Here is a 23,887-nt window from a genome sequence, read left to right as displayed (position 1 = left end):
TTATCTCAAATTTTAACGAACTATTGTTGCAAAGGTAGGGAAAAAAAGCCAATGTCTGTTGGTTCATTTTGGTTCAATTCTCCTTGCCTTACCTATACTTGATAGATTTCTGCTACAAATATACAAAAAAATAATAAAAGAATCTCATAAACCTATAAAAAAAGCCGCAAATGGCTCGTTTTTTACCATTTGCAGCTATTTTTTGTTTATTTGAACGCTAGGAAAGGCTTCTTCTTCTTGTTCTTTGAAGTCTTTCTTGTTGCTCTTTGAAGTCTTTCTTCTTTCTTTTTAAGTCTTTTCCTAAAGAGTTGATGCTCTTTTTAATGCGCTTCCAGCCAGTTCTTTCCCCAGCCGGCATCAGCAATCAAAGGAACCTTGAGCTTATAGGCATTCTCCATTTCCTCTATCACGATTTTCTCTACCTTCTCTTTTTCCTCTGGATAAACAGAGAAGTTGAGTTCATCGTGTACCTGGATGATCATCTTACTCTTGATGCGCTCTGCCTTGAATCGGTTGAAGATCTTCACCATGGCAACCTTGATGATGTCGGCTTCTGATCCCTGGATTGGGGCATTGATGGCATTGCGCTCTGCGAAGCCTCTTACTGTGCCGTTCTTGCTGTTGATATCTGGCAGGTAGCGACGACGGTGGAAGAGGGTTTCGGCATAGCCTTTCTCCCTGGCTATCTCTTTCGACTTCTCCATATAGGCATGTACGCCCGGGAAGGTGCGGAAGTAATCTTCTATGATTTGCTTCGCCTCTCGGTTTTCGATGTTCATGCGTTGGGCAAGACCGAAGGTGGTAATGCCGTAGATGATACCGAAGTTGGCCGTCTTTGCTTTCTTGCGCTGGGCATCGGTTACGTCCTTGATGTCTTCATGCCAGATCTTGGCTGCAGTAGCTGCGTGGATGTCTGATCCTTCCAGGAATGCCTCTACCATATTAGGATCTTCGCTCAGGTGTGCCATGATGCGAAGTTCTATCTGGGAGTAATCTGCAGAAAAGAACAGACAACTCGGCTCTGGGATAAAGCATCTTCTTATCTCCTTTCCATCATCATCGCGCACAGGGATATTCTGCAGGTTTGGATCGCTGGATGACAGGCGACCCGTAGCGGTGATGGTTTGGTTGAAAGAAGCATGAATATGACCTGTGCGAGGATTGATGAGCTTGGGGAGGGCATCTACGTAGGTTCCCAACAGTTTCTTTAATCCTCTGTAGTTCAGGATCTCATCGATGATTGGACTCTTACTGCGCAATTGCTGCAATACTTCCTCGCTCGTTACATATTGTCCGGTCTTCGTCTTCTTTGGCTTTTCCACAATCTTCATCTTGCCGAAGAGAATATCGCCTACCTGACGTGGAGAACCAATATTGAATGATTCGCCTGCCAACTCATAGATATGATGTTCTATCTCATTGAGTCGATTGGTTAAATTATTAGACGTTTCCTTCAGTGTATCTGTGTCTATACATACGCCAGTCATCTCCATGTGGGCAAGAACAGGCACCAACGGCATCTCTACATTCCAGAATAAATCCTCGCACTCTATCTCCTTGAGCTTTGGTTCGAGTACATTCTTCAGGCGCAGGGTGATGTCGGCATCTTCTGCTGCATACTCGTAAACTTCTGTCGGAGACAGGTCGCGCATCGATTTCTGGTTCTTTCCCTTAGGACCTATCAACTCTTCTATGTGAACCGTCTGGTATTTGAGATATACCTCGGCGAGGTAATCCATATTGTGATAAAGCTCCGGCTGGATGAGATAATGAGCAATCATCGTATCGAACATCTTTCCCTGTATCTCCACTCCGTAATTCATCAGCACTTCGTAGTCGTACTTGATGTTTTGTCCTACTTTCAGGATTTCCGGATTTTCGTAGAGCGGTTTGAAGATGTTTACGAATTTTAAGGCTTCTTCACGTTCCGCTGGAATTGCTACGTAGAAAGCCTCTTTCTCCTTTACTGCAAAGCTCAATCCTACCAATTCTGCATCTATTGCAGAGGTGGAAGTGGTCTCTGTATCTAAACAGAGAATTTGCTTTGTAATTAAATAATCAAATAGGTTTTGTGCATCTTCTTCTGTTTCAATGAGTTTGTATGTATGAGCAACCGTTTTAATGGTCTCAAAACTTGTGTTTTCTTCCTCTTCTTGCCCATCGTCTTGCTGTGCGCCAAAGAGATCAAGCTCTCCTGTAGCCTTTGTTTGCACTTTTTGAGGTTTTTTAAGAACACGCTTTGCGAACGACTTAAACTCCAGATCGGTGAAGATTTCATCCAACTTGGCATTGTCGGGTTCTTCCAGTTTTAAATCTTCCATCTTGAGCTCTACCGGTACATCGGTTCTGATGGTTGCCAGGAACTTTGAAATCTTGATATCCTCTATGGCACCCTCCACTTTCTCGCGGAGCTTGCCTTTCACCTCGGCGCTATTTTCTATCAATCCCTCTACGCTTCCAAATTGGTTGATGAGTTTGATGGCTGTCTTCTCTCCAACACCCGGGCATCCAGGGAAGTTGTCGGCAGAGTCACCCATCAATGCCAAAAGATCGATTACCTGGAGTGGGGAAGAGATGCTGTATTTCTCTTCAATCTCAGCAACGCCCAACTTCTCGTAACCACCGCCATGTCGAGGTCGGAACATGAATACGTTGTCTCTTACCAGCTGGGCATAATCCTTATCTGGTGTAAGCATATAGGTTTCTATACCCATCTCGCCTGCCTTCAAGGCAACGGTACCAATGATATCATCCGCCTCGAAACCATCCACCTGAAGAATAGGAATGTGATAAGCCTCCAGGATATTCTTGATGATAGGTACCGAGAGCTTGATGTCTTCCGGTGTCTCTTCTCGCTGTGCTTTATACGCAGGAAAAGCTTCGTGACGGAAGGTCTTGCCATGGTCGAAAGCCACCGCAATATGGGTTGGCTTCTCCTTGGTGAGTATCTCGTTGAGGGTATTGCAGAAGCCCATTACACACGAAGTATTAAGTCCCTTCGAATTGATTCGAGGGGCTTTCATAAAGGCATAATACGACCTATAAATGAGCGCATATGCGTCTAAAAGGAACAATTTATCCATAATATTCATTTTTATGGTGTAAAATTACTAAAAAAATGCGATATTTCAAGAATAAATGCGTAATTTTGTATCAAATTTCAGAATTAATGGACTATTTATCACTTATTAAGCAGCCTATTGAGGCAGAATTGGCAGATTTTGTTGATTTGTTCAACAAATCTTTGATGCATAGCGATGGCCTTCTTTCCCAGGTGCTCGACCATATCCGTCAGCGCGCTGGTAAACGAATGCGCCCTATGCTCATCCTGTTGATGGCGCGAAATTTCGGCAAGGTTTCAGAGGTTACCCAGCATTCGGCAGTCGGTTTGGAGTTGCTCCATACCGCCTCTCTTGTGCATGATGATGTGGTAGATGAAAGCGGCGAGCGTCGTGGCCAGGCAAGTGTGAATGCTACTTATAATAATAAGGTAGCCGTACTGGTGGGTGACTATATTCTTTCTACCGCTTTGCTCAATGTTTCCTATTCGCACTCCGAGGATATCGTTCGCTATCTGGCAGAATTGGGTCGTATCTTGTCTAATGGCGAGATACTTCAGCTCAACAGTATTAGTAATGATGAAATCTCAGAAGAGATATATTATCAGGTAATCAAACAGAAAACTGCTGCTCTCTTTGAGGCTTGTGCAGGTATTGGTGCAATGTCAACTCATGCTTCTGCCATAGAGATAGAAGAGGCGAAGCGATTCGGTCAGAATCTGGGTATTATCTTCCAGATTCGTGATGACATCTTTGATTATTACGACTCCAAGGAGATAGGTAAACCTACCGGAAATGATATGACCGAGGGTAAGCTTACGCTTCCTGTAATCTATGCCTTGAAATCTACTGGCGACGAAGAGATGCTGAAGCTCGCGCATAAGGTAAAGGCACGTACGGTTTCTCGAGAAGAGATAGCTCAGCTTGTAGCATTTACCAAGGAAAACGGAGGTATTGAATACGCTGATAAGCGTATGTGGGATTTCCATGCTGAGGCGATGACTTTCCTTGATACCTATGTGGAGGATAAGAGCATCTATAATGCGCTGAAGGCTTATTTGGATTTTGTGATTGAACGAAAGGCGTAATATCATTTAATCACGCAACTTTGATTTATTAAAACTTGATATACATTAAAAAAGGGTTGGTTCTCTCGTTGAGAATCAGCCCTTTATCTGTTTATCTATTACTGTATTTCTTGCTTCTTGTATCGTGTTTTACCTATCACCTTTATAAAGTTTTGGCTTGTGCAATCTCCTTTTAGAAGTACTTGATTTCCTTTCCTACAAGCTCGCTCAAGAGGAGGTTGGTAAGGCGTGAGGTTCCCAGGCGCAACCACTCGTTGGTCAACCATTTCTCACCCAAAACTTCTTTCACGATGGTGTAGTAAACCACTGCGTCGTGAACGGTGTTGATGCCGCCAGCTGGCTTGAAACCAATCTGGATACCTGTCTTCTCATAATATGCCTTGATTGCCTGGCACATTACGTAAGCTGCTTCTGGGGTTGCTGAAATCTTCTCTTTACCGGTAGAGGTCTTGATGTAATCAGAACCTGCATACATGGCAAGAACAGAAGCCTTCATGATGTTGCTGCAGTTCTTCAAATCGCCTGTTTCCAGGATGCACTTCATCTTGTGCTCACCGCAGGTTGCCTTCAGTTCCTGAATGTCATCGCAGAGACCCTCGTAATCCTCGCTGAAGAACTTGCCTACAGGCATAACGATATCTACCTCTGTAGCGCCATCCTTGATAGCCATGGCTGTCTCGGCAATCTTTACCTCGATAAATGTCTGGGAAGATGGGAAATTACCGCTTACAACGGCGATTTCTACGCCATCAACCTCCAAACTCTGACTGATAAGTCCTGCGAAGTTAGGGTAGGTGCATACGGTTGCTACGTGAGGAAGTTCAGGATAATCCTTGGAAAATTGATTTACCTTTTCAATCATTGCCAGGATGCTTTCTTCTGTATCTTCTGTATGAAGAGATGTAAGTTCGATGCTGCCAAAGAGGAATTTCTTCACCTCCATGGTTTCGTTTTCTGCTACCTTCTCGTCAAGAATCTTCTTTACTTCTGCTGCTACTTCCTCGTCGTTGAGGTCGCAGTTATACTGTTTCAAGACAGATAAATACTTATCGTCTGACTCGCTGTATTGTCCCTGCTGCTGTGCAAGAACCTGTTCTTTAATGCTGCTCATACTTAATGTTACTTTTTTAATTATTAAAGTTGAGTTATCTATATTATTCTTTATATTTCGGTTTTACTCCTTCAATTTCGGGTTGTTTACTCCTTCAATTTTGAATCATTATGATCCTTCAATTTCGGGTTATTCTTATGTCTTTCAGCATCCCTTTGGGTTTTCTTGTCGATGCTTTTCTGGAGCTCTTCGGTAAGATCGATACCCGTTTGGTTAGCCAGACAGATGAGAACCCAGAGAACGTCTGCCATTTCTTCTCCGAGGTTAGGCTTTTCGCCCTTCTTGAAGCTCTGGTCGCCGTATGTTCGGGCGATGACACGAGCCAGTTCTCCTACTTCTTCCGTAAGACAAGCCATATTGGTAAGTTCGCTGAAATAGCGAACGCCATATTCCTTGATCCACTTATCTACAGCTTCCTGTGCTTCTTTTATTGTCATTTTCTTACTCCTTATTATGGGTGTCCATCATGATGGTAACAGGACCGTCATTCAGTAATTCTACCTTCATATCTGCACCAAATTCGCCGGTTCCTACAGGTTTTCCGAGTGCATCAGAAAGTTTCTTGCAGAACTCTTCATAGAGTGGAACGCTGATTTCGTGCTTGGCAGCTCTTAGCCAGCTAGGGCGATTTCCCTTCTTGTAGCTGGCGAATAGGGTGAACTGGCTAATCACCAGAACCTCGCCGTTTACATCCATGATGGAGCGGTTCATTACGTGATTTTCGTCGTCGAAAACACGAAGGCCTATGACCTTTCTAACCAACCAATCTACGTCTTCAGATGTGTCGCTTTCCTCAATGCCAAGAAGGATAAGATAGCCTTGTTTGATGGCAGATTTCACTTCTCCTTCAATGGTAACAGAGGCATGACCGACACGTTGTATTACTATTCTCATATTACTACTTTGAACTTTGAATGTTGAACATTGAACTTTATGAATAGCATTTTGTGGAATCCTGGGTTCTGTTCAATCTTTATTATTATTACTATAGTTTCAACTGCAAATATACGACTTTTATTTCATATTCTCGCTCTTTTCTGTGAAATATTTCGCAAGAATCTCGGCTTTATGAGGTCCTAATACCTCTGAAAGCTGTTCCTGTGATGCTTCTTTTATCTTTTTCACGCTCTTAAACTTGCTCAGAAGCGCTTCTTTTGCCTTAGGACCGATGCCCTTGATGTCGTCTAACTCGGAATGGAGAGCGTGCTTGCTTCGCTTGTCGCGATGGAAGGTGATGGCGTATCTATGTACCTCGTCCTGTATCTGCGTTAATACCTTGAAAAGCTCGCTTTCCGGTGGTAGAGCGATGGTTTGTGGCGGAAAACCGTAGAGAAGTTCGTTGGTGCGATGGCGGTCGTCCTTGGCAAGACCAGCGATAGGGATTTCCAGGTGTAGCTCATCTTCTACTACTTCTCTAACCACCTCCATCTGGCCCTTGCCGCCATCGGTGATGATAAGGTCGGGAAGTGGTGTTTCTTCCTCTATCATTCGGCTGTATCTTCGTCTTACTACCTCTTGCATCGAAGCATAGTCATCCGGTCCTTCCACCGTCTTGATATTGTATTTACGGTAGTCTTTTCGGGATGGTTTCATACCTTTATATACAATACATCCAGCCACGGCATCCGTGCCCGATATATTGGAATTGTCGAAGCATTCTATCTGATAAGGCAGCTTTGGCAACTTAAGTTTTGCCTGCAATTCCTTCATCAATCGGGTTTGCTTTTGCTCAGGATTGAGCTTTTCTGCCTGCTTCAAACGGTCGAATTTATACTGCTTGCAGTTCATTTCCGATAGTTCCAGAAGGTGCTTCTTGTCGCCCCTCTGAGGCACGAAGAAAGTGGCGTCTTTCAGCTTCCATTCCATCTCGATAGGCACGATAATCTCCTTCGAAGTGGAGTGGAAACGCTCCCTGATTTCCGGTATGGCGGTAATCAGAAGTTCCTCGTCGCTCTCCTCCAACTTGCGCTTGTACTCGTAGGTAAAGCTCTGGTTGATGGTGCCGTTTTTCACGTGAATATAGTTGATGAAGGCGTTCTTGTTGGCTTCATCATTCACGATGGTGAAGACATCCACATCGGTAATCGTATGGCTTACCACCTCGCTTTTTGCCTCAAATTCGTCCAGTAATTGATATTTCTTCTTGTATTCTTCGGCTATTTCAAAGCGTAGAAGCTCGGCATTTTTCATCATCAGATCATAGAGATATTTGCTTACTTCCCGGGTGTTTCCCTTCAGAATTTCACGCGCCTGGCGCATGTTTTCCTGGTACTCCTCATAACTCTGCTTGTTGATGCAAGGGGCACCGCAGTTGTGAATATGGTACTCTAGGCAGGGCTTATATTTGCCTTCCGCCACGCCTTCTTTGGTGATAGGAAATCTGCAAGTACGGGGTTTATACAGCTTCTTGATGACCTCCAGAACGGCATACATACTGCCCACATGAGGGTAAGGACCGAAGAAAGTTCCCACCTTTTTGTTGATATGTCTCGTCTTGAAAATGCGGGGAAAATACTCGTTTGTAACGCATATAGAGGGGTAGGTTTTGCCGTCTTTCAGCAAAACATTATACCTTGGATTATACTTTTTGATAAGGCTGTTTTCCAGCAAAAGTGCATCTTCTTCGGTGTTCACGACGGTGTATGAGATGTCGAAAATCTTAGAAACAAGCACCTTTGTCTTGTATCTATCTACCTCTTTATGGAAGTAGGAAGATACTCTTCTCTTCAGATTTTTCGCCTTTCCTACATATATAATCGTGTGATTCTCGTCGTAATATTGATAGCTTCCCGGTTTCTCCGGCATGCTTAAGACGATGCTTTTTAACCGAGTTAATCTTTCCTCATTTTCTTGTTTCGTCATACCTTTATGGGGTTAAAATAGGGTGAAAGAGCGTTGCTGTTTCACGTGAAACGGCAACGCCCGTATGCTTTATAACTGCAGAATAATATGCATTATTCAAGCATTTTTCGTGCTTTACAACTGCAATAAAGTAGATACTTCTACATCCTCATCGAAGTTCTTTCTGCCTTCGAAATTCTCATTTACGAGCTCGATGATAAAGTTAGCATACACCTTCTTTGGGTGGAATTTCTTCACCAGATTGCAGGCTGCCTTCATGGTTCCGCCGGTAGCGAGAAGGTCGTCGTGAAGGAGGATTATGTCGTTCTCGTTGATGGCATCTTCGTGGATTTCGATGGTGTCCATACCGTATTCTTTCGCATAGCTTTCCTGCACGGTTTTGCATGGAAGCTTACCTGGCTTTCGGCATAAAACTACGCCTGCGCCGAGACGGATTGCGAGGGCAGAAGACATCACGAAACCACGTGATTCGATGCCTACAATCTTGGTGATACCTTTGTCTTTGTAGATCTCGTACATCTCATCGCAGATCTCTTTAAGAGACTCTGGATTCTTAAATAGGGTACTAACATCGCGGAAGTTTACACCCTTGATTGGCCAATCTGGAATGCAACGCAGATTGTCTAATAATAGCTGATTGTTCATTGTCTTTTATACTATAAATTAATACTATATTTTTTATTGTTTCTTCGAGTTTTGGCAGCTTTTATCGGCTGTGTTCCACGGAAACACTGAAGTTTTGCTTTAACCACAATTTACTTGATGCAAAAGAATCTAAGTTCTTTGGTATCAAATGCTTTATGTAAGAGTGGTTTCACGTGAAACATTGCTGAAGATCCCTAGTTTCGCAGGTTTTTCTTGCTGAAACCGCCAATTCTTCTGCTTGTCTTCCTGGGAAGACGAGCAATACATCTTTGCTTATCTTCCCAGTAGGACGAGCAGTACATTGATGTCGCTTGGAGATACACCTGGAATTCGGCTTGCCTGAGCCAACGTGTCAGGGTCGATGCGCTCGAGCTTTTGTCGTCCTTCTGTTGAGATTTCGAGAATCTCAGAGTAGTTGAAGCGTCCCTTGATTCTGATGTTCTCCAGACGGTGCATCTTGTCGGCGATGAGTCGCTCGCGCTCGATGTATCCTTTGTACTTCATCTTGATTTCTGCCGCCTCGGCAATCTCTTCTTTCCGGTTGTCTGGTGCTTCCATCGCTGCCTTCAGGTCGGGGATGATTTCCGACAGGTTCTGAAGGTTGAGATGCGGACGAGCCACGAGGTCGATGAGCTTGCAGCCGGCGCGGAGTGGAGTAGTGCCGAGTGCTTCGAGCTTCGGATTGATCTCGTCTTTCTTGATAGGATAGTTGGCGCAGAAGTCTATGATTCTTTCGATAGCATCTTTCTTCTCCATCCACCAGTCGTAACGGTCGCGCTTGGCGATGCCGAGCTCGTATGCTTTTTCCGTGAGTCGGGAATCGGCGTCGTCCTGGCGAAGCAGGATGCGGTACTCGGCTCTTGAGGTGAACATGCGGTATGGTTCATCTACACCCTTTGTGGTGAGGTCATCGATGAGTACGCCGATGTAACTCTCGTCTCGCTTCATCTCGAACGTCTTGTCGCCCACGCAATGAAGTGCAGCGTTGATTCCGGCAACCGTGCCCTGACCTCCTGCTTCTTCGTAACCGGTGGTTCCGTTTACCTGTCCGGCAAAGAAAAGTCCCTTGATGATTTTCGACTCCAGCGAATGCTTCAGCTGGGTTGGGTCGAAGTAATCGTACTCGATGGCGTAACCTGGTCGGTAGATCTTCGCATCTCTCAATGCCGGGATTTCGTGGAGTGCATCCAGTTGGATTTCCATCGGCATGCTCGAAGAAAAACCGTTCAGGTACATTTCATTGGTGTCTTCACCTTCTGGCTCCAGGAAGAGCGGGTGCTGTTCCTTGTCGGGGAAGGTGACAAGCTTGGTTTCGATGCTTGGACAGTAACGGGGACCTGTGCTTTGGATTTGGCCATTATATAAAGGTGAGTCATCCAATCCGCTTTTCAGAATTTCGTGCACCTTGCTGTTCGTATAGCATGTCCAGCAAGGAAGCTGTTTCAGAACTTTGTGGTTGCCCATGTACGAGAACTGATGGAAATCGGTGTCGCCCGGTTGCTCCTCCATGTCTTCGAAGTGAACGCTTCGCTTGTCGATGCGTACAGGAGTTCCTGTTTTCATTCTTGCCGATGTGATTCCCCATCGGGTGATGCTTTCTGTGAAATGATGAACGGCAGGTTCTGCACATCTTCCACCTTCCACCATCTTTCTTCCCACGTGCATCAGTCCGTTGAGGAAAGTGCCGGCGGTGATGATGATGCTCTTGGCATAGAATTCTGCACCCCAGATGGTGCGCACGCCGATTGCCTCTCCGTTTGCTACGAGAAGCTCGTCGGCCTGGTCTTGCCAGATGTCGAGATGGTCGGTATGGTCGAGAATGGTTCTCCATTCCCAGATGAACTTGCCACGGTCGCATTGAGCACGAGGACTCCATACGGCAGGTCCCTTTCCTATATTAAGCATACGGAACTGGATAGCCGTCTTGTCGGTGACGATACCCATCTGTCCGCCCAGTGCATCAATCTCTCGCACAATCTGTCCCTTGGCAATACCGCCTATGGCAGGATTGCAACTCATCTGACCAATCTTGTTCATGTCCATCGTTATCAAACAGGTGTTGGCACCCATGTTTGCCGAGGCAGCTGCTGCCTCGCATCCGGCGTGTCCTCCACCGATAACGAGTACGTCATAATTGAAGTTCATAATCTGTCTCTAATCTATATTTTATCTAATTTTCGGCAAAAGTAAGAAATTTAATTGAAATTTTAGCAAAAATACTTTGATAAATCATTAAAATATAGTAATTTTGCAGCAGACTTGCGAAAATATACCTATAAATGAGGATTGCAGAATGCCTTGAAAGTGGTATTGCAAGTACGAGATGAAGGAAATAATAAATTAGTTTCAAACAGTTAAATAATTAAAATTCAATCATTTATGTGGTTAATCAATTCATCTATTGGTAGAAAGGTAGTGATGTCAGTAACTGGTATCGCTCTTATTCTATTCTTGACATTCCACGGTTGCATGAATGTGGTTGCGCTTTTCTCTGGAGAAGCTTACAACGCAATCTGCGAGTTGTTGGGTGCTAACTGGTACGCCGTAGTTGCAACTTTGGGTTTGGCAGCTTTGGCAGTTTGTCACATCGTTTACGCTTTCATCCTGACAGCACAGAACCGTCGTGCTCGCGGTAACCAGCGTTACGAGGTAACAGCAAAGCCAGAGAAAGTAGAGTGGGCTAGCCAGAACATGTTGGTGCTCGGTATCATCATCGTTCTCGGTTTGTTGCTTCACCTCTTCAATTTCTGGTACAACATGATGTTTGCTGAACTTTTGGGTACAAGCTTCGGCCACAGCCCAGCAGACGGCTTCGCATTCATTCAGGACACCTTCGCTAACCCAGTGTTCGTAGTTCTCTACATCATCTGGTTGGTAGCTCTTTGGTTCCACCTCACTCACGGTTTCTGGAGTGCTATTCAGACTCTCGGTTGGAACGGTAAGACTTGGTTCTGCCGTTGGAAGACTATTGGTATGATTTACTCTACCATCCTGCTTCTCCTCTTCATCGTTGTCGTATTGGCATTCGCTTTCGGTTGCGCTCCATCTTTGTGCTGCGCATAATTCGTGTAATCATTTAAGTATTAAAAAAGATTATGGCAAAAACATTAAATTCTAGAATACCTGAAGGACCAGTTGCTGAGAAGTGGACCAACTATAAGGCTCACCAGCGTTTGGTTAACCCAAAGAATAAGTTAAAGCTCGACGTTATCGTCGTAGGTACAGGTTTGGCAGGTGCTTCTGCAGCTGCTTCTCTTGGCGAGATGGGCTTCAACATCTTGAACTTCTGCATCCAGGACTCTCCACGTCGTGCTCACTCTATCGCAGCACAGGGTGGTATCAATGCAGCTAAGAATTATCAGAATGATGGTGACTCTGTTTACCGTCTGTTCTACGATACAGTAAAGGGTGGTGACTACCGTGCTCGTGAGGCTAACGTTTACCGTTTGGCTGAGGTGAGCAACGACATCATCGACCAGTGCGTAGCTCAGGGCGTTCCTTTCGCTCGTGAGTACGGTGGTATGTTGGCTAACCGTTCTTTCGGTGGTGCTCAGGTATCTCGTACATTCTATGCTAAGGGTCAGACAGGTCAGCAGCTCCTCCTCGGTGCTTACTCTTCTTTGAGCCGTATGGTTGAGGCAGGTAAGGTAAAGCTCTTCACCCGTTACGAGATGGAGGATGTTGTTATCGTTGACGGTCACGCTCGTGGTATCATCGCCAAGAATTTGATCACAGGTAAGTTGGAGCGTTTCTCTGCCAACGCCGTAGTTATCGCTACCGGTGGTTATGGTAACGCTTACTTCCTTTCTACAAACGCTATGGGTTGTAACTGTACAGCAGCTATCCAGTGCTACCGCAAGGGTGCTGACTTCGCTAACCCATCTTACGTTCAGATTCACCCTACATGTATCCCTGTTCACGGTACAAACCAGAGTAAGTTGACTTTGATGTCAGAGTCACTCCGTAACGATGGTCGTATCTGGGTTCCTAAGAAGATTGAGGATGCCAAGGCATTGCAGGCAGGTACAAAGAAGGGTTCTGATATTCCTGAGGAAGACCGCGACTACTACTTGGAGCGCCGTTACCCAGCATTCGGTAACTTGGTTCCTCGTGACGTGGCTTCTCGTGCAGCTAAGGAGCGTTGCGACAAGGGCTTCGGTGTCAACAACACAGGTCTTGCCGTATTCCTCGACTTCTCTGAGTCTATCAACCGTCTCGGTATCGACGTTATCCTGCAGCGTTATGGCAACCTCTTCGATATGTATGAGGAGATTACCGACGTTAACCCAGGTGAGTTGGCTAACGAGATTAACGGCGTGAAGTACTACAACCCAATGATGATCTTCCCTGCTATCCACTATACAATGGGTGGTATCTGGGTTGACTACGAGTTGATGACCACTATCCCAGGTCTCTTCGCTATTGGTGAGTGTAACTTCTCTGACCACGGTGCTAACCGTTTGGGTGCATCTGCTTTGATGCAGGGTTTGGCTGACGGTTACTTCGTATTGCCATACACCATCCAGAACTACTTGGCCGACCAGGCATTGTGGCCAAAGCTCTCTACCGATCTCCCAGAGTTCGCAGAGGCAGAGGCAGGTGTTCAGAAGGAAATCGACCGCTTGATGGGTATCCAGGGCAAGCGCTCTGTAGATTCTATCCACAAGGAGTTGGGTCACATCCTTTGGGAGCACGTAGGTATGGGTCGTACCAAGGAAGGTCTTGAGGAAGGCTTGAAGAAGATGAAGGCTCTCCGCGAGGAATTCAACAAGAACCTCTTCATCCCTGGTAAGAAGGAAGGCTTGAACGTAGAGTTGGATAAGGCTATCCACTTGCGTGACTTCATCTTGATGGGCGAGTTGATCGCTTACGACGCATTGCACCGCAACGAGAGCTGTGGTGGTCACTTCCGTGAGGAGTACCAGACAGAGGAAGGCGAGGCTAAGCGTGATGACGAGAACTTCTTCTACGTAGGCTGCTGGGAGTATCAGGGCAACGATACAACTGCTCCAGTGCTCAACAAGGAACCTCTCGAGTATGAGGCAATTAAGGTACAGACAAGAAATTACAAGAATTAAAAAGCGAACAAGACAATGGCAAGAAATATAAGTTTCACAGTTAAGTATTGGAAGCAGGACGGTCCTACAGCACAGGGTCACTTCGATACACACGAGATGAAGAACATCCCAGATGATACTTCATTCCTCGAGATGCTCGACATATTGAACGAGGAGCTCATCGAGTCAGGTCAGGAGCCTTTCGTCTTCGACCACGACTGCCGCGAGGGTATCTGCGGTATGTGCTCTCTCTATATTAATGGTACACCTCATGGTAAGACTGAGCGTGGTGCTACAACATGTCAGCTCTACATGCGTCGTTTCAACGATGGTGACGTAATCACCGTTGAGCCTTGGCGTTCTGCTGGTTTCCCTATCATCAAGGACTGTATGGTAGACCGTTCAGCATTCGACAAGATTATCCAGGCAGGTGGTTACACCAGCATCCGTACAGGTCAGGCTCAGGATGCCAACGCTATCCTGATTCCTAAGGAGAATGCAGACGAGGCAATGGATTGCGCTACATGTATCGGTTGCGGTGCTTGTGTTGCTGCATGTAAGAATGGTTCTGCCATGCTCTTCGTCAGCTCAAAGGTTAGCCAGTTGGCACTTCTCCCACAAGGTCGTGTAGAGGCTGCTGCCCGTGCTAAGAAGATGATTGCACGCATGGATGAGCTCGGATTCGGTAACTGTACAAACACTCGTGCTTGCGAGGCTGTTTGTCCTAAGAACGAGTCTATCGCTAACATCGCCCGCTTGAACCGTGAGTTCTTGAAGGCTAAGTTGGCTGACTAATCCACCGTATCTCTTAAGACACCGGATTTTTCTCTTCGCATTCGAACGAATGCATTCGAACGAATGCGAGAGAATTTTCTCAAAAACTCTTCACTCTTCACCTTTTGGGTATAAGCGGTTGAAGAATAGATAGTTGGGTGGGTGAAGAGTTGAAATGACTCTTCACCCACCCTTCACCTTTTTTTATAGGACTGGTGAAGACTGGTGAAGAGTGGTGAAGAGTCAGCGCCACTCTTCACCACTCAAATCCCCAGTGTTTATCGGAGTTTCAGGCTAAATGGTGAAGAGTGAAGAGTGAAAACGAGAGTAGGCTTTTTACTGCGGAAGCATTCTGAAGATTTAGGAGTGCATTGCTCGGCAGTAAGGTTACATCCCGTTTTGAATGAAGCCTCATTCCAATTATTGCCTAGTGATGGCATCTTTTTGCCCTTTAGGAGGGCAATTTATTGCCATAGTTAGGCAATAATCCTTATGTCGTGAGAGAGCTGCAGAATCCAGTAACTATCATAGTTAGATCCAGTAAATAGTAATAAATAAAGTATTATTCAATAAAGATATAAAAGAGCATAAATGATGAACCAAGCGACTCAAGACTTTATTCGCCAGCATCAGGACGATGATGTCCGCCAGCTGGCTTTTCTCGCAAGCAAGTATCCGGAAGTAGATATGCCTTTCGCTCTTGATCAGATTCGCGGGCGAAAGATGGCTCGTGTCAAGTTGCCTCGTTGGGCAAGTCTCGAGGGCATCATCTATCCTCCTCATATTTCTATGGAGCAATGCTCCTCTGAATCTACTGCGCTTTACAAGGCAGAATTGGCTGCTAGATTGCTCGGCTTGCCGGTATCTTCATCAGCTTCTTTCTCTGATTTTTCAGAAGAAATCGGGTTTGTAGATCTGACTGGTGGCTTTGGAGTAGATTTCTCTTATATTGCAGCCCGGTTGGGCGTGAAGTCGATGTACGTGGAGCGTCTGGCACATCTTTGCGAGGCGGCTAAGGAGAACTTTGAGCGACTGGGCTTGAAGAACGCCATCGTGAAGAATGGAGATGGAATTGAGGTTCTTCATTCTTTTCTGCCAAAGAAAGATGATGCTGCATCAGCTGATGATTCTTTAGGCATCATTTATGACCAACCTTTGTCATTACTTAAGACCAGGCTTGGTCTTAAGTTAATCTTCATTGATCCTGCCCGTAGAGACGATGCGGGCAACAAGGTGGTATCCTTGAAGGATTGCACGCCCGATGTTACCGTTTTGCAGGAAGAGATGCTTTCGAAGGCAGATTACGTTATCATCAAACTCTCTCCGATGCTCGACTGGCACCGTGCCATAAGCGAATTAAGCCACGTAAGAGAGGTTCATATCATCTCCGTGAACAATGAGTGCAAGGAGCTTCTTTTAGTGCTCTCTGCGCGAAATATGGGCGATATGGAGGCTTCATCGGCAGATGGAGAAGTAAAACATGCCGGGAATCTCCGCATTTATTGCGTCAATGATGCGCAATCCTTCGTCTGTGATGAGTCGGATATGGAGACTTCTCAGGTGAAGATAGCCCCATCCACGCTTGAAGAGATGCAGCATCTTTATGAGCCGAATGCGTCGTTGATGAAAGCTGGCTGTTTCGGTGTTCTTTCCGGGCGCTATGATGCAAGGATGCTTTCCAAGAACAGTCATCTTTTCGTGAGCCAGGCGCCTATCGAAGCATTCCCAGGCAGAAGTTTCCGCATCATCGCCGTTTCTTCTTTTAATAAGAAGGAGTTGAAGCGTCATCTGTCAGGAATCACCAAGGCGAACATCGCCACCCGCAACTTCCCCCTTTCCGTGGCAGAATTGCGCAAGCGCCTAAAGTTGAAAGATGGTGGTGAAACTTATATTTTTGCCACCACATTGAGCAACGAAAGCCATATGCTGGTAATAACGGAGAAAGCTTGTCAGAAAATTAAAGAATAAGAATATGATGTTAATTTAGGTGTTGCATTGATACCAATGCAGGAACTGATGTGAAATGTTTGCGAAATATGAGGGTGCGCCATAGGCTTATGACACACCCTCTTGACGTATTATTTTCTTTTTTCCTTGAAGAACTTCTCGAAGAAATCCATTTGCTTTTGATTTTGAACAGGTCCCAAATGCAGTCCTTCCTTCATAATCATCACCGTTGGTTTACCTTCCTGGTAGGTAGTCCAGAAAGGAAGGCTATCCCCATTTGGATTGCCAGTCTTGGTAAAGTTGATCCAGTAGCGTGACATGATTTGTTCCATGTGCTGCTCCGTCTCGGTCATCTTTCCAGAGCCAAACTTATAGCCATAGATGAATGGCATCTCTGCCACATGGCTGGCTCCTCCCTTGCGGCTTTTCACGATGGTGTTCTCTGAGTCTTGGTCAAAGTAATACATATACACCTTGCCCTTGCCGGTCTTGCTCTGCAGGTTAGCCCAGGCATACGTTCCCCATGCAAAGGAGCCATCACGGAAAATGTCGGATTGAGCGAAGTAGGTTTCTTCCTCTGTCTTGGCAGGATAGAGGCTGAGAACCTGGTCTGCCCAACTTCCATATATCTTATGGATTCTTTTCTCATAGTCACTTACACTGACTGGGCGGCTAAACATACTTCCTTCGTCGCTGTTGGTTCCTATGATGACATTTACATCATTGTAGTTTCCCTTTTCATAGAGCTTATACTGGTCATCTGTGATGCTGTAGCCATCCACATTAGGCCAGAAGGATTCCATGGCGGTATTCTTCACGATGTCCATGAAAGGAACTTTTCTGAGTTGCTTAATGTTCTTTACTTTAAGTTTCTTTTGAAGTGCCAGTCCGCTTGCCTCTGCTGCTTTAGTTGTGAGCATGGCGGTGTTGCCGTTTCTTGCTTCACCCACTGGCCAGAAAGAACCGCCGCTTTCGCTGATGGCACCACGGAATAGTCCCTTTGCAAGTGGAGAGGCGCATAACATACTTACCGAGATACCACCTGCTGATTCGCCTGCAATGGTAATCTTGTCAGGGTCTCCACCGAAGGCAGCGATATTGTCGTGAATCCATTTCAAAGCCATCACCTGGTCAAGTATGCCATAGTTGCCTGATATGTTCTTGCCAGATTCCTTGCTAAGTTCAGGATGTGCCATGAATCCCAAGGCTCCCAAGCGGTATTCTATGCTACAATAGATGATGCCTTCCTTGACAAAGCTTTCCTGAGTTCCACTGTAGGAGCCAGTAAGAAAGGCTCCTCCATGAATCATCACAAATACAGGGAGTTTGTCATTCTTACTCTTGGCTGGCGTTTCCACACTGAGGTATAGGCAGTCCTCGCTCATGCCCAGCTCACCACCATTTTGGTTAGGGTCGATGGGCTGTGGTGGACGGTCTCCCCATTTGTCTGCTTTGAATACTCCCTTCCAAGGCTTCTTGCTCACAGGGGCTTTCCATCTGAGGTTGCCCACTGGTGCTTCTGCGTATGGGATTCCCTTGTATAGGGCGAATCCTTCATGTTCCACTCCTTCAATTTCTCCTTGCTCCACTGTTGTTCTTAGCAGTTGGGCGTTAGCTGCCGATAGGCAAAAGAGTGCCAGGGCGGCTGTCAGTAGATGTCTTTTCAATCTCATTTCTGGTTATTCCATTAATTCCGCAACACTATTGTTAATTAAACATTTTAAGCGCTTGAGCAACAAAGAGTTACTCCGGATTTTGCTATGTCAGAATTTTCACTTATCTTAGTGTTGCGAAAAGAAAACAAGCAAAACTCTGATATGACATGGCAAAGATACAAATTAATTCTGAGAAACTCACTCCTTTGGGAGGAAAATTTTCGGGTTATGGAGCAATTTCCTTTGTCTCAGAATTAGTCAAGAGTCCCAAGCAGCGCATCGTCTTGATAGACAATTCAGTTCCCCGTCTCTACCACCAACAGTACAAGTCGAGATGAAGAAGCTTCAATTTTATGACCCTTCCAATCTGAACAAGAAAACTGTAACTAGCAGTAATTAAATATTGTTATCATATTGTTAATAAGAAAAGATTATTGCTATATTTTCAGAAAAAGATGTATCTTTGCAAACAAGACATAGATAAACATTAACGATATGATGAAGCTGCTTCTTGTAGAACTTGTAGAAGACGATGCAAACCTAGCTTTTATTGAAAAAAAGCTGTAATTTTGCACCCAGAATCAAAAAACTAAAAAAATGAAAATAAGATAGCAATATTTGGTCGTTTGGCGAAATATTGCTATTTTTGCATCCTATAATATTGCAAACTAGTTTGAAATCATGTCATTAATTGAAATTAAAAAGGTCGAAAGCAAGAAGGATTTGAAGACGTTCATCGACTTCCACTACGACCTCTACGAAGGCAACGAATACGATGTGCCTAATCTTTTCAGCGACGAAATGAATACCCTGAGCAAGGATAAGAACGCTGCGTTCGACTTCTGCGAGGCAGAGTATTATCTAGCCTACAAGGATGGAAAGCTGGCAGGTCGCGTTGCTGCTATCATCAACCATAAGGCAAACAATAAGTGGGGAAAGAAATCCGTTCGCTTCGGATGGATTGACTTCATCGACGACCGTGAGGTTTCGAAGGCTCTCTTGGATGCTGTGGAAAAGTATGGTAAAGAGAAAGGTATGGAGGATATGGTAGGTCCGCTTGGATTTACCGATATGGATCCTGAGGGAATGCTTACCTGGGGTTTCGATCAGCTGGGTACTATGCCTACCATCTACAATTACCCTTATTATCCGGAGCACATCGAGGTCCTGGAGGGTTTTGAGGTAGATAACAAGTATGTGGAGTTCAAGATCATGGTACCTGATACCATACCGGAGAAGTACGCCAAGATAGCGATGATGATAGAGAAGCGCTACAATCTGCATGTGCGCAAGCTTACTAAGAAGGAAGTCTTCCAAGGCGGAATGGGTCAGAAAATCTTCGATCTCATCAACGATACCTACAAGGATCTCTATGGATATTCTGAACTCTCGCAAAAGCAGATAGATCAGCTTATCAAGTCGTATCTCAGTTTCCTCGACTTCAACCTCATCACCTGTATCGAGGATTGGACGGGTGGAGAGCATAAGCTCATCGGTGTGGGAATCACCATGCCGTCGTTGGCTCATGCCCTGAGAAAGTGCCGCCGTGGCAGATTGCTGCCTTTCGGCTGGTATCATGTGTTGAGAGCCATCAAACAGCACAAGACCAACATCGTTGACCTCCTCCTCATCGGTATTCTTCCAGAGTATCGTGCCAAGGGAGCCAATGCGCTTCTCTTTGCCGACCTGATTCCTTGGTACCAGAAGTACGGCATTGAATGGGGTGAAACCCAGGTAGAGCTGGAAACCAATGCGGGCGTGCAGGGACAGTGGGGAGCTTTGACCCCAGTGATGCACAAGCGCAGAAAATGCTACAAGAAGATTATTAAATAAGGATTTAAGGGATCTCCCCTAAAAACATAGGAGGATTTTATGTCAGAAGATAATAATGAATTGAAAGCCCCCCAGGAGCAGCAGCCGGTGGAATATACCGACGACAATATCCGACACTTGAGCGATATGGAGCATGTGCGTACTCGTCCGGGTATGTACATTGGTCGTCTGGGTGATGGTAACCTGCCGGAGGATGGTATCTATGTGCTTCTGAAAGAGGTGGTAGATAACTCTATCGACGAGTTCAAGATGGGAGCTGGATCCAGATTGGAGATTGATATCGAAGATCATCTGCGGGTCAGCGTGCGCGACTATGGTCGTGGTATTCCTCAAGGTAAACTTGTCGAGGCTGTGAGCGTGCTGAATACCGGTGGTAAGTACGACAGCAAGGCGTTCAAGAAGAGTGTCGGCTTGAACGGAGTGGGTGTGAAGGCGGTGAATGCCCTCAGCTCCCATTTCGAGGTAAAGTCGTTCCGCGACGGCAAGGTGCGCCATCTGAAGTTTGAGAAAGGTATTCTGCAGAGCGATGTTACCGAAGATACGGAGGACGAGAACGGTACCTTCATCTTCTTCGAACCGGATAATACCCTGTTCAAGAACTATTCTTTCCACGATGATTTCGTGGAAACCATGCTCCGTAACTATACTTATCTGAACACCGGTCTTACCATTATGCACAATGGCCGCCGCATCCTCAGCCGTCATGGTTTGAAAGATCTCCTGACCGATAACATGACCAACGAGGGTCTTTATGAGATTGTCCACATGAAGGGCGAAGACATCGAGATAGCCTTTACCCATACCAATCAGTATGGCGAGGAGTACTATTCCTTCGTAAACGGCCAGCACACCACCCAGGGCGGTACTCATCAGAGTGCCTTCAAGGAGCATATCGCCAGAACCATCAAGGAGTTCTACGGCAAGTATGAGTATGTCGACATCCGAAACGGACTGGTGGCTGCCATCGCCCTGAACGTTGAGGAGCCGGTGTTTGAGAGTCAGACGAAGATTAAGCTCGGAAGTACCACAATGTCTCCGAACGGAGGCGAAACCATCAATAAGTATGTGGGCGATTTCCTGAAGAAGGAAGTAGATAACTATCTCCATATCCACAAGGATGTGGCTGAGATTCTGGAGAACAAGATCAAGGAGAGTGAGCGTGAGCGCAAGGCGATGGCTGGCGTTACCAAACTGGCTCGTGAGCGTGCCAAGAAGGCGAACCTTCACAACCGCAAGTTGCGCGATTGCCGCATCCACTTCAGCGACGCCAAGAACGAGCTGAAGGAGGCAAGCTCCATCTTCATCACCGAGGGTGATTCTGCCAGCGGAAGCATTACCAAGAGCCGCGACGTGAACACCCAGGCGGTATTCTCGCTGCGAGGCAAGCCGTTAAACTGCTACGGCCTGACCAAGAAGGTGGTTTACGAGAACGAGGAGTTCAACCTGCTTCAGGCAGCCCTCGATATCGAGGACGGATTGGACGGATTGAGATATAATAAGGTGATTGTGGCTACCGATGCCGATGTGGATGGAATGCACATCCGATTGCTCATCATCACCTTCTTCCTGCAGTTCTTCCCTGACCTCATCAAGAAGGGCCACGTGTATGTGCTTCAGACTCCATTGTTCCGAGTGCGCAACAAGCGAACCAAAATCAAGAACAAGCAGGCGGTGGCTGATGCCGATGCCAAGTTGGGCCCTAAGGAGAAGAAGGGCGATTTCATCACGCATTACTGTTACAGCGATGAGGAGCGACAGCAAGCCATCAGAAACCTTGGTCCTGACCCGGAAATCACCCGATTTAAGGGTTTGGGAGAGATTTCACCAGAGGAGTTTGCCCACTTCATCGGTCCGGATATGCGATTGGAGCAGGTTACGCTCCACAAGACCGATCAGGTGCAGAAACTCCTGGAGTATTATATGGGTAAGAATACGATGGAACGTCAGAACTTCATCATCGATAACCTGGTGATTGAGGAGGATATTCCGGAGGAAGACTCAGCACCGCTGGATTAAGTGAAGAGTGAAGAACGAAGTTTTAGAAAATGAAGAAGATAATTTTATTTGCGTTTCTGGCATTCTTGGCAGCAACTTCTGCCAGTGCCCAGCTGCGCATCAAGATGGGCAAGAATAGCCCGATAGAGAAGTTGGGTAGGGCAGAAATCGCCATTACCAATCTCTATGTGGATAGTGTGGATGAGAACAAGCTTGTAGAGGATGCCATCCGTGGTATGCTCGAGAAGCTCGACCCTCATTCATCTTATGCCACAGCCAAGGAAACCAAGGCGATGAATGAACCGCTGAATGGCAGTTTCGATGGCATTGGCGTGCAGTTTAACATGGTAGATGATACCTTGCTCGTCATCCAGCCCGTAGTGAATGGTCCTTCCGAGAAGGTGGGAATCATAGCCGGCGATCGCATCGTTGCGGTGAATGATACGGCTATTTCGGGTGTGAAGATGAGCAAGGAGGAAATCATGAAGCGCCTTCGTGGTCCTAAGGGCACGATGGTGAATCTTACCATCGTGCGCCGGGGCATCAAGGACAAGCTTACTTTCAAGGTGAAGCGTGACAAGATTCCTGTAACCACGATGGATGCGGCTTATATGATTCGTCCGGGAATCGGATACATCCGATTGGGAAGCTTCGGCCTGACCAGCTACAAGGAGGTGACTACGGCGATGGATTCGCTCAAGAAAGTGGGAATGAAAGACCTGATCTTCGACCTTGAGGATAATGGCGGCGGCTACCTTCAGGCAGCGGCTCAGATAGCCAACGAGTTCCTGCAGAAGGGCGATCTCATCGTTTATACCAGTGGTCGTGCAGCTCCCCGTCAGGAGTACAAGGCGCAGGCTAACGGAAGATGGCGCAAGGGCAAGGTGGTAGTGCTTACCAATGAGTTTACAGCTTCTGCCGCAGAGATTGTTTCCGGAGCCATCCAGGATCAGGATCGTGGAGTAGTGGTAGGTCGCAGAACCTTCGGCAAGGGATTGGTGCAGCGTCCGCTCACCTTCGATGATGGCAGCGAGATTCGCCTCACCATCGCACATTATTATACGCCTAGCGGCAGATGCATCCAGAAGCCGTATAAGAAGGGAGACAGACAGGATTATGCGATGGATCTCGACAATCGCTACAAGCATGGCGAGTTCACCAACCAGGACAGCATCCATCTTTCCGACAGCTTGAAGTATTATACCTTGCGCAAGCACCGTGTGGTTTATGGTGGTGGCGGAATCATGCCCGATTATTTCGTGCCATTGGATACTACCAAGTACACCAAGATGCACCGTCAGCTGGCAGCCAAGAGTATCGTCATCAACCACAGCCTGAAGTTTATCGATGCGCATCGCAAGGAATTGAAGAGCCAGTATAAGGATTTCAACAAGTTCCTGGCAAGCTACGAGGTTCCGTCTTCGCTCACCGATGCGATTATCGCTGAGGGCAAGAAAGAGAAGATAGAGCCTAAGGATGAGGCAGAATTGGTTCAGACAAAGAAATACCTCGCCCTGCAGCTGAAAGCCCTTGTAGCAAGAGATATCTGGGATATGAGTCAATATTTCCAGGTTTGGAACGAGACGAACGAGATTGTTCAGCGGGCCGTGCAGCTGCTGACTACGGGGAAGTAGGGAAGGTTAAGTGAAGAGTGAAGAACGAAGAGTGAAGAATTCAAGTGCTTTGCTCGTGTAACTATAGAAAAACGGCTGTTAACCCGTAACCCGCCTAGCGGTAAGCTTTAAGCAATACGCCCTGAAAGGGCAGAAGCTCCTAGCCCAGGGCACCGCCCTGGGTATAATGGGGATATAACAAAGTCGCCCTGTAAGGGCAAAAGCTTTCTGATACGAAGCTTTTGCCC

The 23,887-nt window shown here is 46.3% G+C and carries 17 protein-coding genes; 9 read left to right on the top strand and 8 right to left on the bottom strand.

All coding sequences use genetic code 11. The features are described 5' to 3' along the window. Nucleotides 1-320: 320 nt before the first annotated feature. Entirely contained in the window at nucleotides 321-3,083 is a 2,763-nt protein-coding gene (gene polA / locus DW657_RS10240) for a DNA polymerase I (protein ID WP_118312428.1), read from the bottom strand. An 86-nt stretch (nucleotides 3,084-3,169) separates the two neighbouring features. Between polA and DW657_RS10235 the strand changes: the two genes are divergently transcribed. After that, nucleotides 3,170-4,147 carry a polyprenyl synthetase family protein gene (locus DW657_RS10235; protein ID WP_118312425.1) on the top strand — a complete coding sequence of 326 codons (978 nt, stop codon included), beginning with the start codon at nucleotides 3,170-3,172 and terminating at the stop codon, nucleotides 4,145-4,147. A gap of 172 nt (nucleotides 4,148-4,319) precedes the next feature. Here DW657_RS10235 and deoC read toward each other — a convergent pair whose 3' ends face one another. The 6 genes from deoC to mnmG all read right to left on the bottom strand — a co-directional run bounded on the left by deoC (nucleotide 4,320) and on the right by mnmG (nucleotide 10,910). Next, nucleotides 4,320-5,258 (bottom strand): deoxyribose-phosphate aldolase, encoded by a 939-nt coding sequence (deoC, locus tag DW657_RS10230; RefSeq protein WP_118312424.1) that lies wholly within the window; start codon nucleotides 5,256-5,258, stop codon nucleotides 4,320-4,322. Between the two features lie 86 nt (nucleotides 5,259-5,344). Beyond that, nucleotides 5,345-5,695, bottom strand: a complete 351-nt coding sequence (locus DW657_RS10225) for a nucleotide pyrophosphohydrolase (protein WP_089543075.1) — start codon at nucleotides 5,693-5,695, stop codon at nucleotides 5,345-5,347. A 4-nt stretch (nucleotides 5,696-5,699) separates the two neighbouring features. Next, nucleotides 5,700-6,152 (bottom strand): D-aminoacyl-tRNA deacylase, encoded by a 453-nt coding sequence (dtd, locus tag DW657_RS10220; protein WP_118312423.1) that lies wholly within the window; start codon nucleotides 6,150-6,152, stop codon nucleotides 5,700-5,702. 120 nt (nucleotides 6,153-6,272) lie between these two features. Further along, nucleotides 6,273-8,120, bottom strand: coding sequence for an excinuclease ABC subunit UvrC (gene uvrC, locus DW657_RS10215; RefSeq protein ID WP_118312422.1), 1,848 nt, complete (start codon nucleotides 8,118-8,120; stop codon nucleotides 6,273-6,275). 114 nt (nucleotides 8,121-8,234) lie between these two features. Continuing rightward, nucleotides 8,235-8,765: an adenine phosphoribosyltransferase gene (locus DW657_RS10210; RefSeq protein ID WP_089543078.1), complete on the bottom strand. Its 531-nt coding sequence runs from the start codon at nucleotides 8,763-8,765 to the stop codon at nucleotides 8,235-8,237. Between the two features lie 273 nt (nucleotides 8,766-9,038). Next, complete coding sequence (mnmG, locus tag DW657_RS10205) at nucleotides 9,039-10,910, bottom strand: tRNA uridine-5-carboxymethylaminomethyl(34) synthesis enzyme MnmG (RefSeq protein ID WP_118312421.1); 1,872 nt, start codon at nucleotides 10,908-10,910, stop codon at nucleotides 9,039-9,041. Nucleotides 10,911-11,144: 234 nt separating this feature from the next. On the opposite strand from mnmG, the gene DW657_RS10200 reads away from it, so the two are divergent. From DW657_RS10200 to DW657_RS10185, 4 genes are all read left to right on the top strand, one after another. Beyond that, nucleotides 11,145-11,828 (top strand): succinate dehydrogenase/fumarate reductase cytochrome b subunit, encoded by a 684-nt coding sequence (locus tag DW657_RS10200; RefSeq protein ID WP_117663576.1) that lies wholly within the window; start codon nucleotides 11,145-11,147, stop codon nucleotides 11,826-11,828. A 32-nt stretch (nucleotides 11,829-11,860) separates the two neighbouring features. Then, nucleotides 11,861-13,843, top strand: a complete 1,983-nt coding sequence (locus DW657_RS10195) for a fumarate reductase/succinate dehydrogenase flavoprotein subunit (protein ID WP_117663575.1) — start codon at nucleotides 11,861-11,863, stop codon at nucleotides 13,841-13,843. A gap of 15 nt (nucleotides 13,844-13,858) precedes the next feature. Continuing rightward, nucleotides 13,859-14,617, top strand: coding sequence for a succinate dehydrogenase/fumarate reductase iron-sulfur subunit (locus tag DW657_RS10190; protein WP_022120108.1), 759 nt, complete (start codon nucleotides 13,859-13,861; stop codon nucleotides 14,615-14,617). A gap of 570 nt (nucleotides 14,618-15,187) precedes the next feature. Continuing rightward, the gene (locus DW657_RS10185; protein WP_118312420.1) at nucleotides 15,188-16,564 is read left to right on the top strand and encodes a class I SAM-dependent methyltransferase; all 1,377 of its coding nucleotides are present in this window, start codon (nucleotides 15,188-15,190) and stop codon (nucleotides 16,562-16,564) included. Between the two features lie 110 nt (nucleotides 16,565-16,674). Here DW657_RS10185 and DW657_RS10180 read toward each other — a convergent pair whose 3' ends face one another. Beyond that, nucleotides 16,675-18,216: a carboxylesterase/lipase family protein gene (locus DW657_RS10180; RefSeq protein WP_118312419.1), complete on the bottom strand. Its 1,542-nt coding sequence runs from the start codon at nucleotides 18,214-18,216 to the stop codon at nucleotides 16,675-16,677. Between the two features lie 149 nt (nucleotides 18,217-18,365). On the opposite strand from DW657_RS10180, the gene DW657_RS17790 reads away from it, so the two are divergent. The 4 genes from DW657_RS17790 (at nucleotide 18,366) to DW657_RS10165 (ending at nucleotide 23,660) form a co-directional block, all read left to right on the top strand. Then, entirely contained in the window at nucleotides 18,366-18,536 is a 171-nt protein-coding gene (locus tag DW657_RS17790; protein WP_158577351.1) for a hypothetical protein, read from the top strand. Between the two features lie 343 nt (nucleotides 18,537-18,879). Further along, nucleotides 18,880-20,031 carry an N-acetyltransferase gene (locus DW657_RS10175; protein WP_118312418.1) on the top strand — a complete coding sequence of 384 codons (1,152 nt, stop codon included), beginning with the start codon at nucleotides 18,880-18,882 and terminating at the stop codon, nucleotides 20,029-20,031. A gap of 39 nt (nucleotides 20,032-20,070) precedes the next feature. Next, nucleotides 20,071-22,047, top strand: coding sequence for a DNA topoisomerase IV subunit B (locus tag DW657_RS10170; RefSeq protein ID WP_118312417.1), 1,977 nt, complete (start codon nucleotides 20,071-20,073; stop codon nucleotides 22,045-22,047). Nucleotides 22,048-22,076: 29 nt separating this feature from the next. Beyond that, nucleotides 22,077-23,660: a S41 family peptidase gene (locus DW657_RS10165; protein ID WP_118312416.1), complete on the top strand. Its 1,584-nt coding sequence runs from the start codon at nucleotides 22,077-22,079 to the stop codon at nucleotides 23,658-23,660. Nucleotides 23,661-23,887: the final 227 nt, after the last annotated feature.

Source organism: Prevotella sp. AM23-5, assembly GCF_003473645.1.
Taxonomy (GTDB): domain Bacteria; phylum Bacteroidota; class Bacteroidia; order Bacteroidales; family Bacteroidaceae; genus Prevotella; species Prevotella copri_A.
This window is presented reverse-complemented; position numbering and strand designations above follow the sequence as displayed.

Coding starts and splice junctions, on each gene's coding strand:
- mnmG (WP_118312421.1), bottom strand. CDS start 10,910: ATGAACTTCAATTATGACGTACTCGTTATCGGTGGAGGACACGCCGGA.
- DW657_RS10200 (WP_117663576.1), top strand. CDS start 11,145: ATGTGGTTAATCAATTCATCTATTGGTAGAAAGGTAGTGATGTCAGTA.
- DW657_RS10190 (WP_022120108.1), top strand. CDS start 13,859: ATGGCAAGAAATATAAGTTTCACAGTTAAGTATTGGAAGCAGGACGGT.
- uvrC (WP_118312422.1), bottom strand. CDS start 8,120: ATGACGAAACAAGAAAATGAGGAAAGATTAACTCGGTTAAAAAGCATC.
- DW657_RS10195 (WP_117663575.1), top strand. CDS start 11,861: ATGGCAAAAACATTAAATTCTAGAATACCTGAAGGACCAGTTGCTGAG.
- polA (WP_118312428.1), bottom strand. CDS start 3,083: ATGGATAAATTGTTCCTTTTAGACGCATATGCGCTCATTTATAGGTCG.
- DW657_RS10165 (WP_118312416.1), top strand. CDS start 22,077: ATGAAGAAGATAATTTTATTTGCGTTTCTGGCATTCTTGGCAGCAACT.
- DW657_RS10180 (WP_118312419.1), bottom strand. CDS start 18,216: ATGAGATTGAAAAGACATCTACTGACAGCCGCCCTGGCACTCTTTTGC.
- deoC (WP_118312424.1), bottom strand. CDS start 5,258: ATGAGCAGCATTAAAGAACAGGTTCTTGCACAGCAGCAGGGACAATAC.
- DW657_RS10175 (WP_118312418.1), top strand. CDS start 18,880: ATGTCATTAATTGAAATTAAAAAGGTCGAAAGCAAGAAGGATTTGAAG.
- DW657_RS10210 (WP_089543078.1), bottom strand. CDS start 8,765: ATGAACAATCAGCTATTATTAGACAATCTGCGTTGCATTCCAGATTGG.
- DW657_RS10225 (WP_089543075.1), bottom strand. CDS start 5,695: ATGACAATAAAAGAAGCACAGGAAGCTGTAGATAAGTGGATCAAGGAA.
- dtd (WP_118312423.1), bottom strand. CDS start 6,152: ATGAGAATAGTAATACAACGTGTCGGTCATGCCTCTGTTACCATTGAA.
- DW657_RS10235 (WP_118312425.1), top strand. CDS start 3,170: ATGGACTATTTATCACTTATTAAGCAGCCTATTGAGGCAGAATTGGCA.
- DW657_RS10185 (WP_118312420.1), top strand. CDS start 15,188: ATGATGAACCAAGCGACTCAAGACTTTATTCGCCAGCATCAGGACGAT.
- DW657_RS10170 (WP_118312417.1), top strand. CDS start 20,071: ATGTCAGAAGATAATAATGAATTGAAAGCCCCCCAGGAGCAGCAGCCG.
- DW657_RS17790 (WP_158577351.1), top strand. CDS start 18,366: ATGGCAAAGATACAAATTAATTCTGAGAAACTCACTCCTTTGGGAGGA.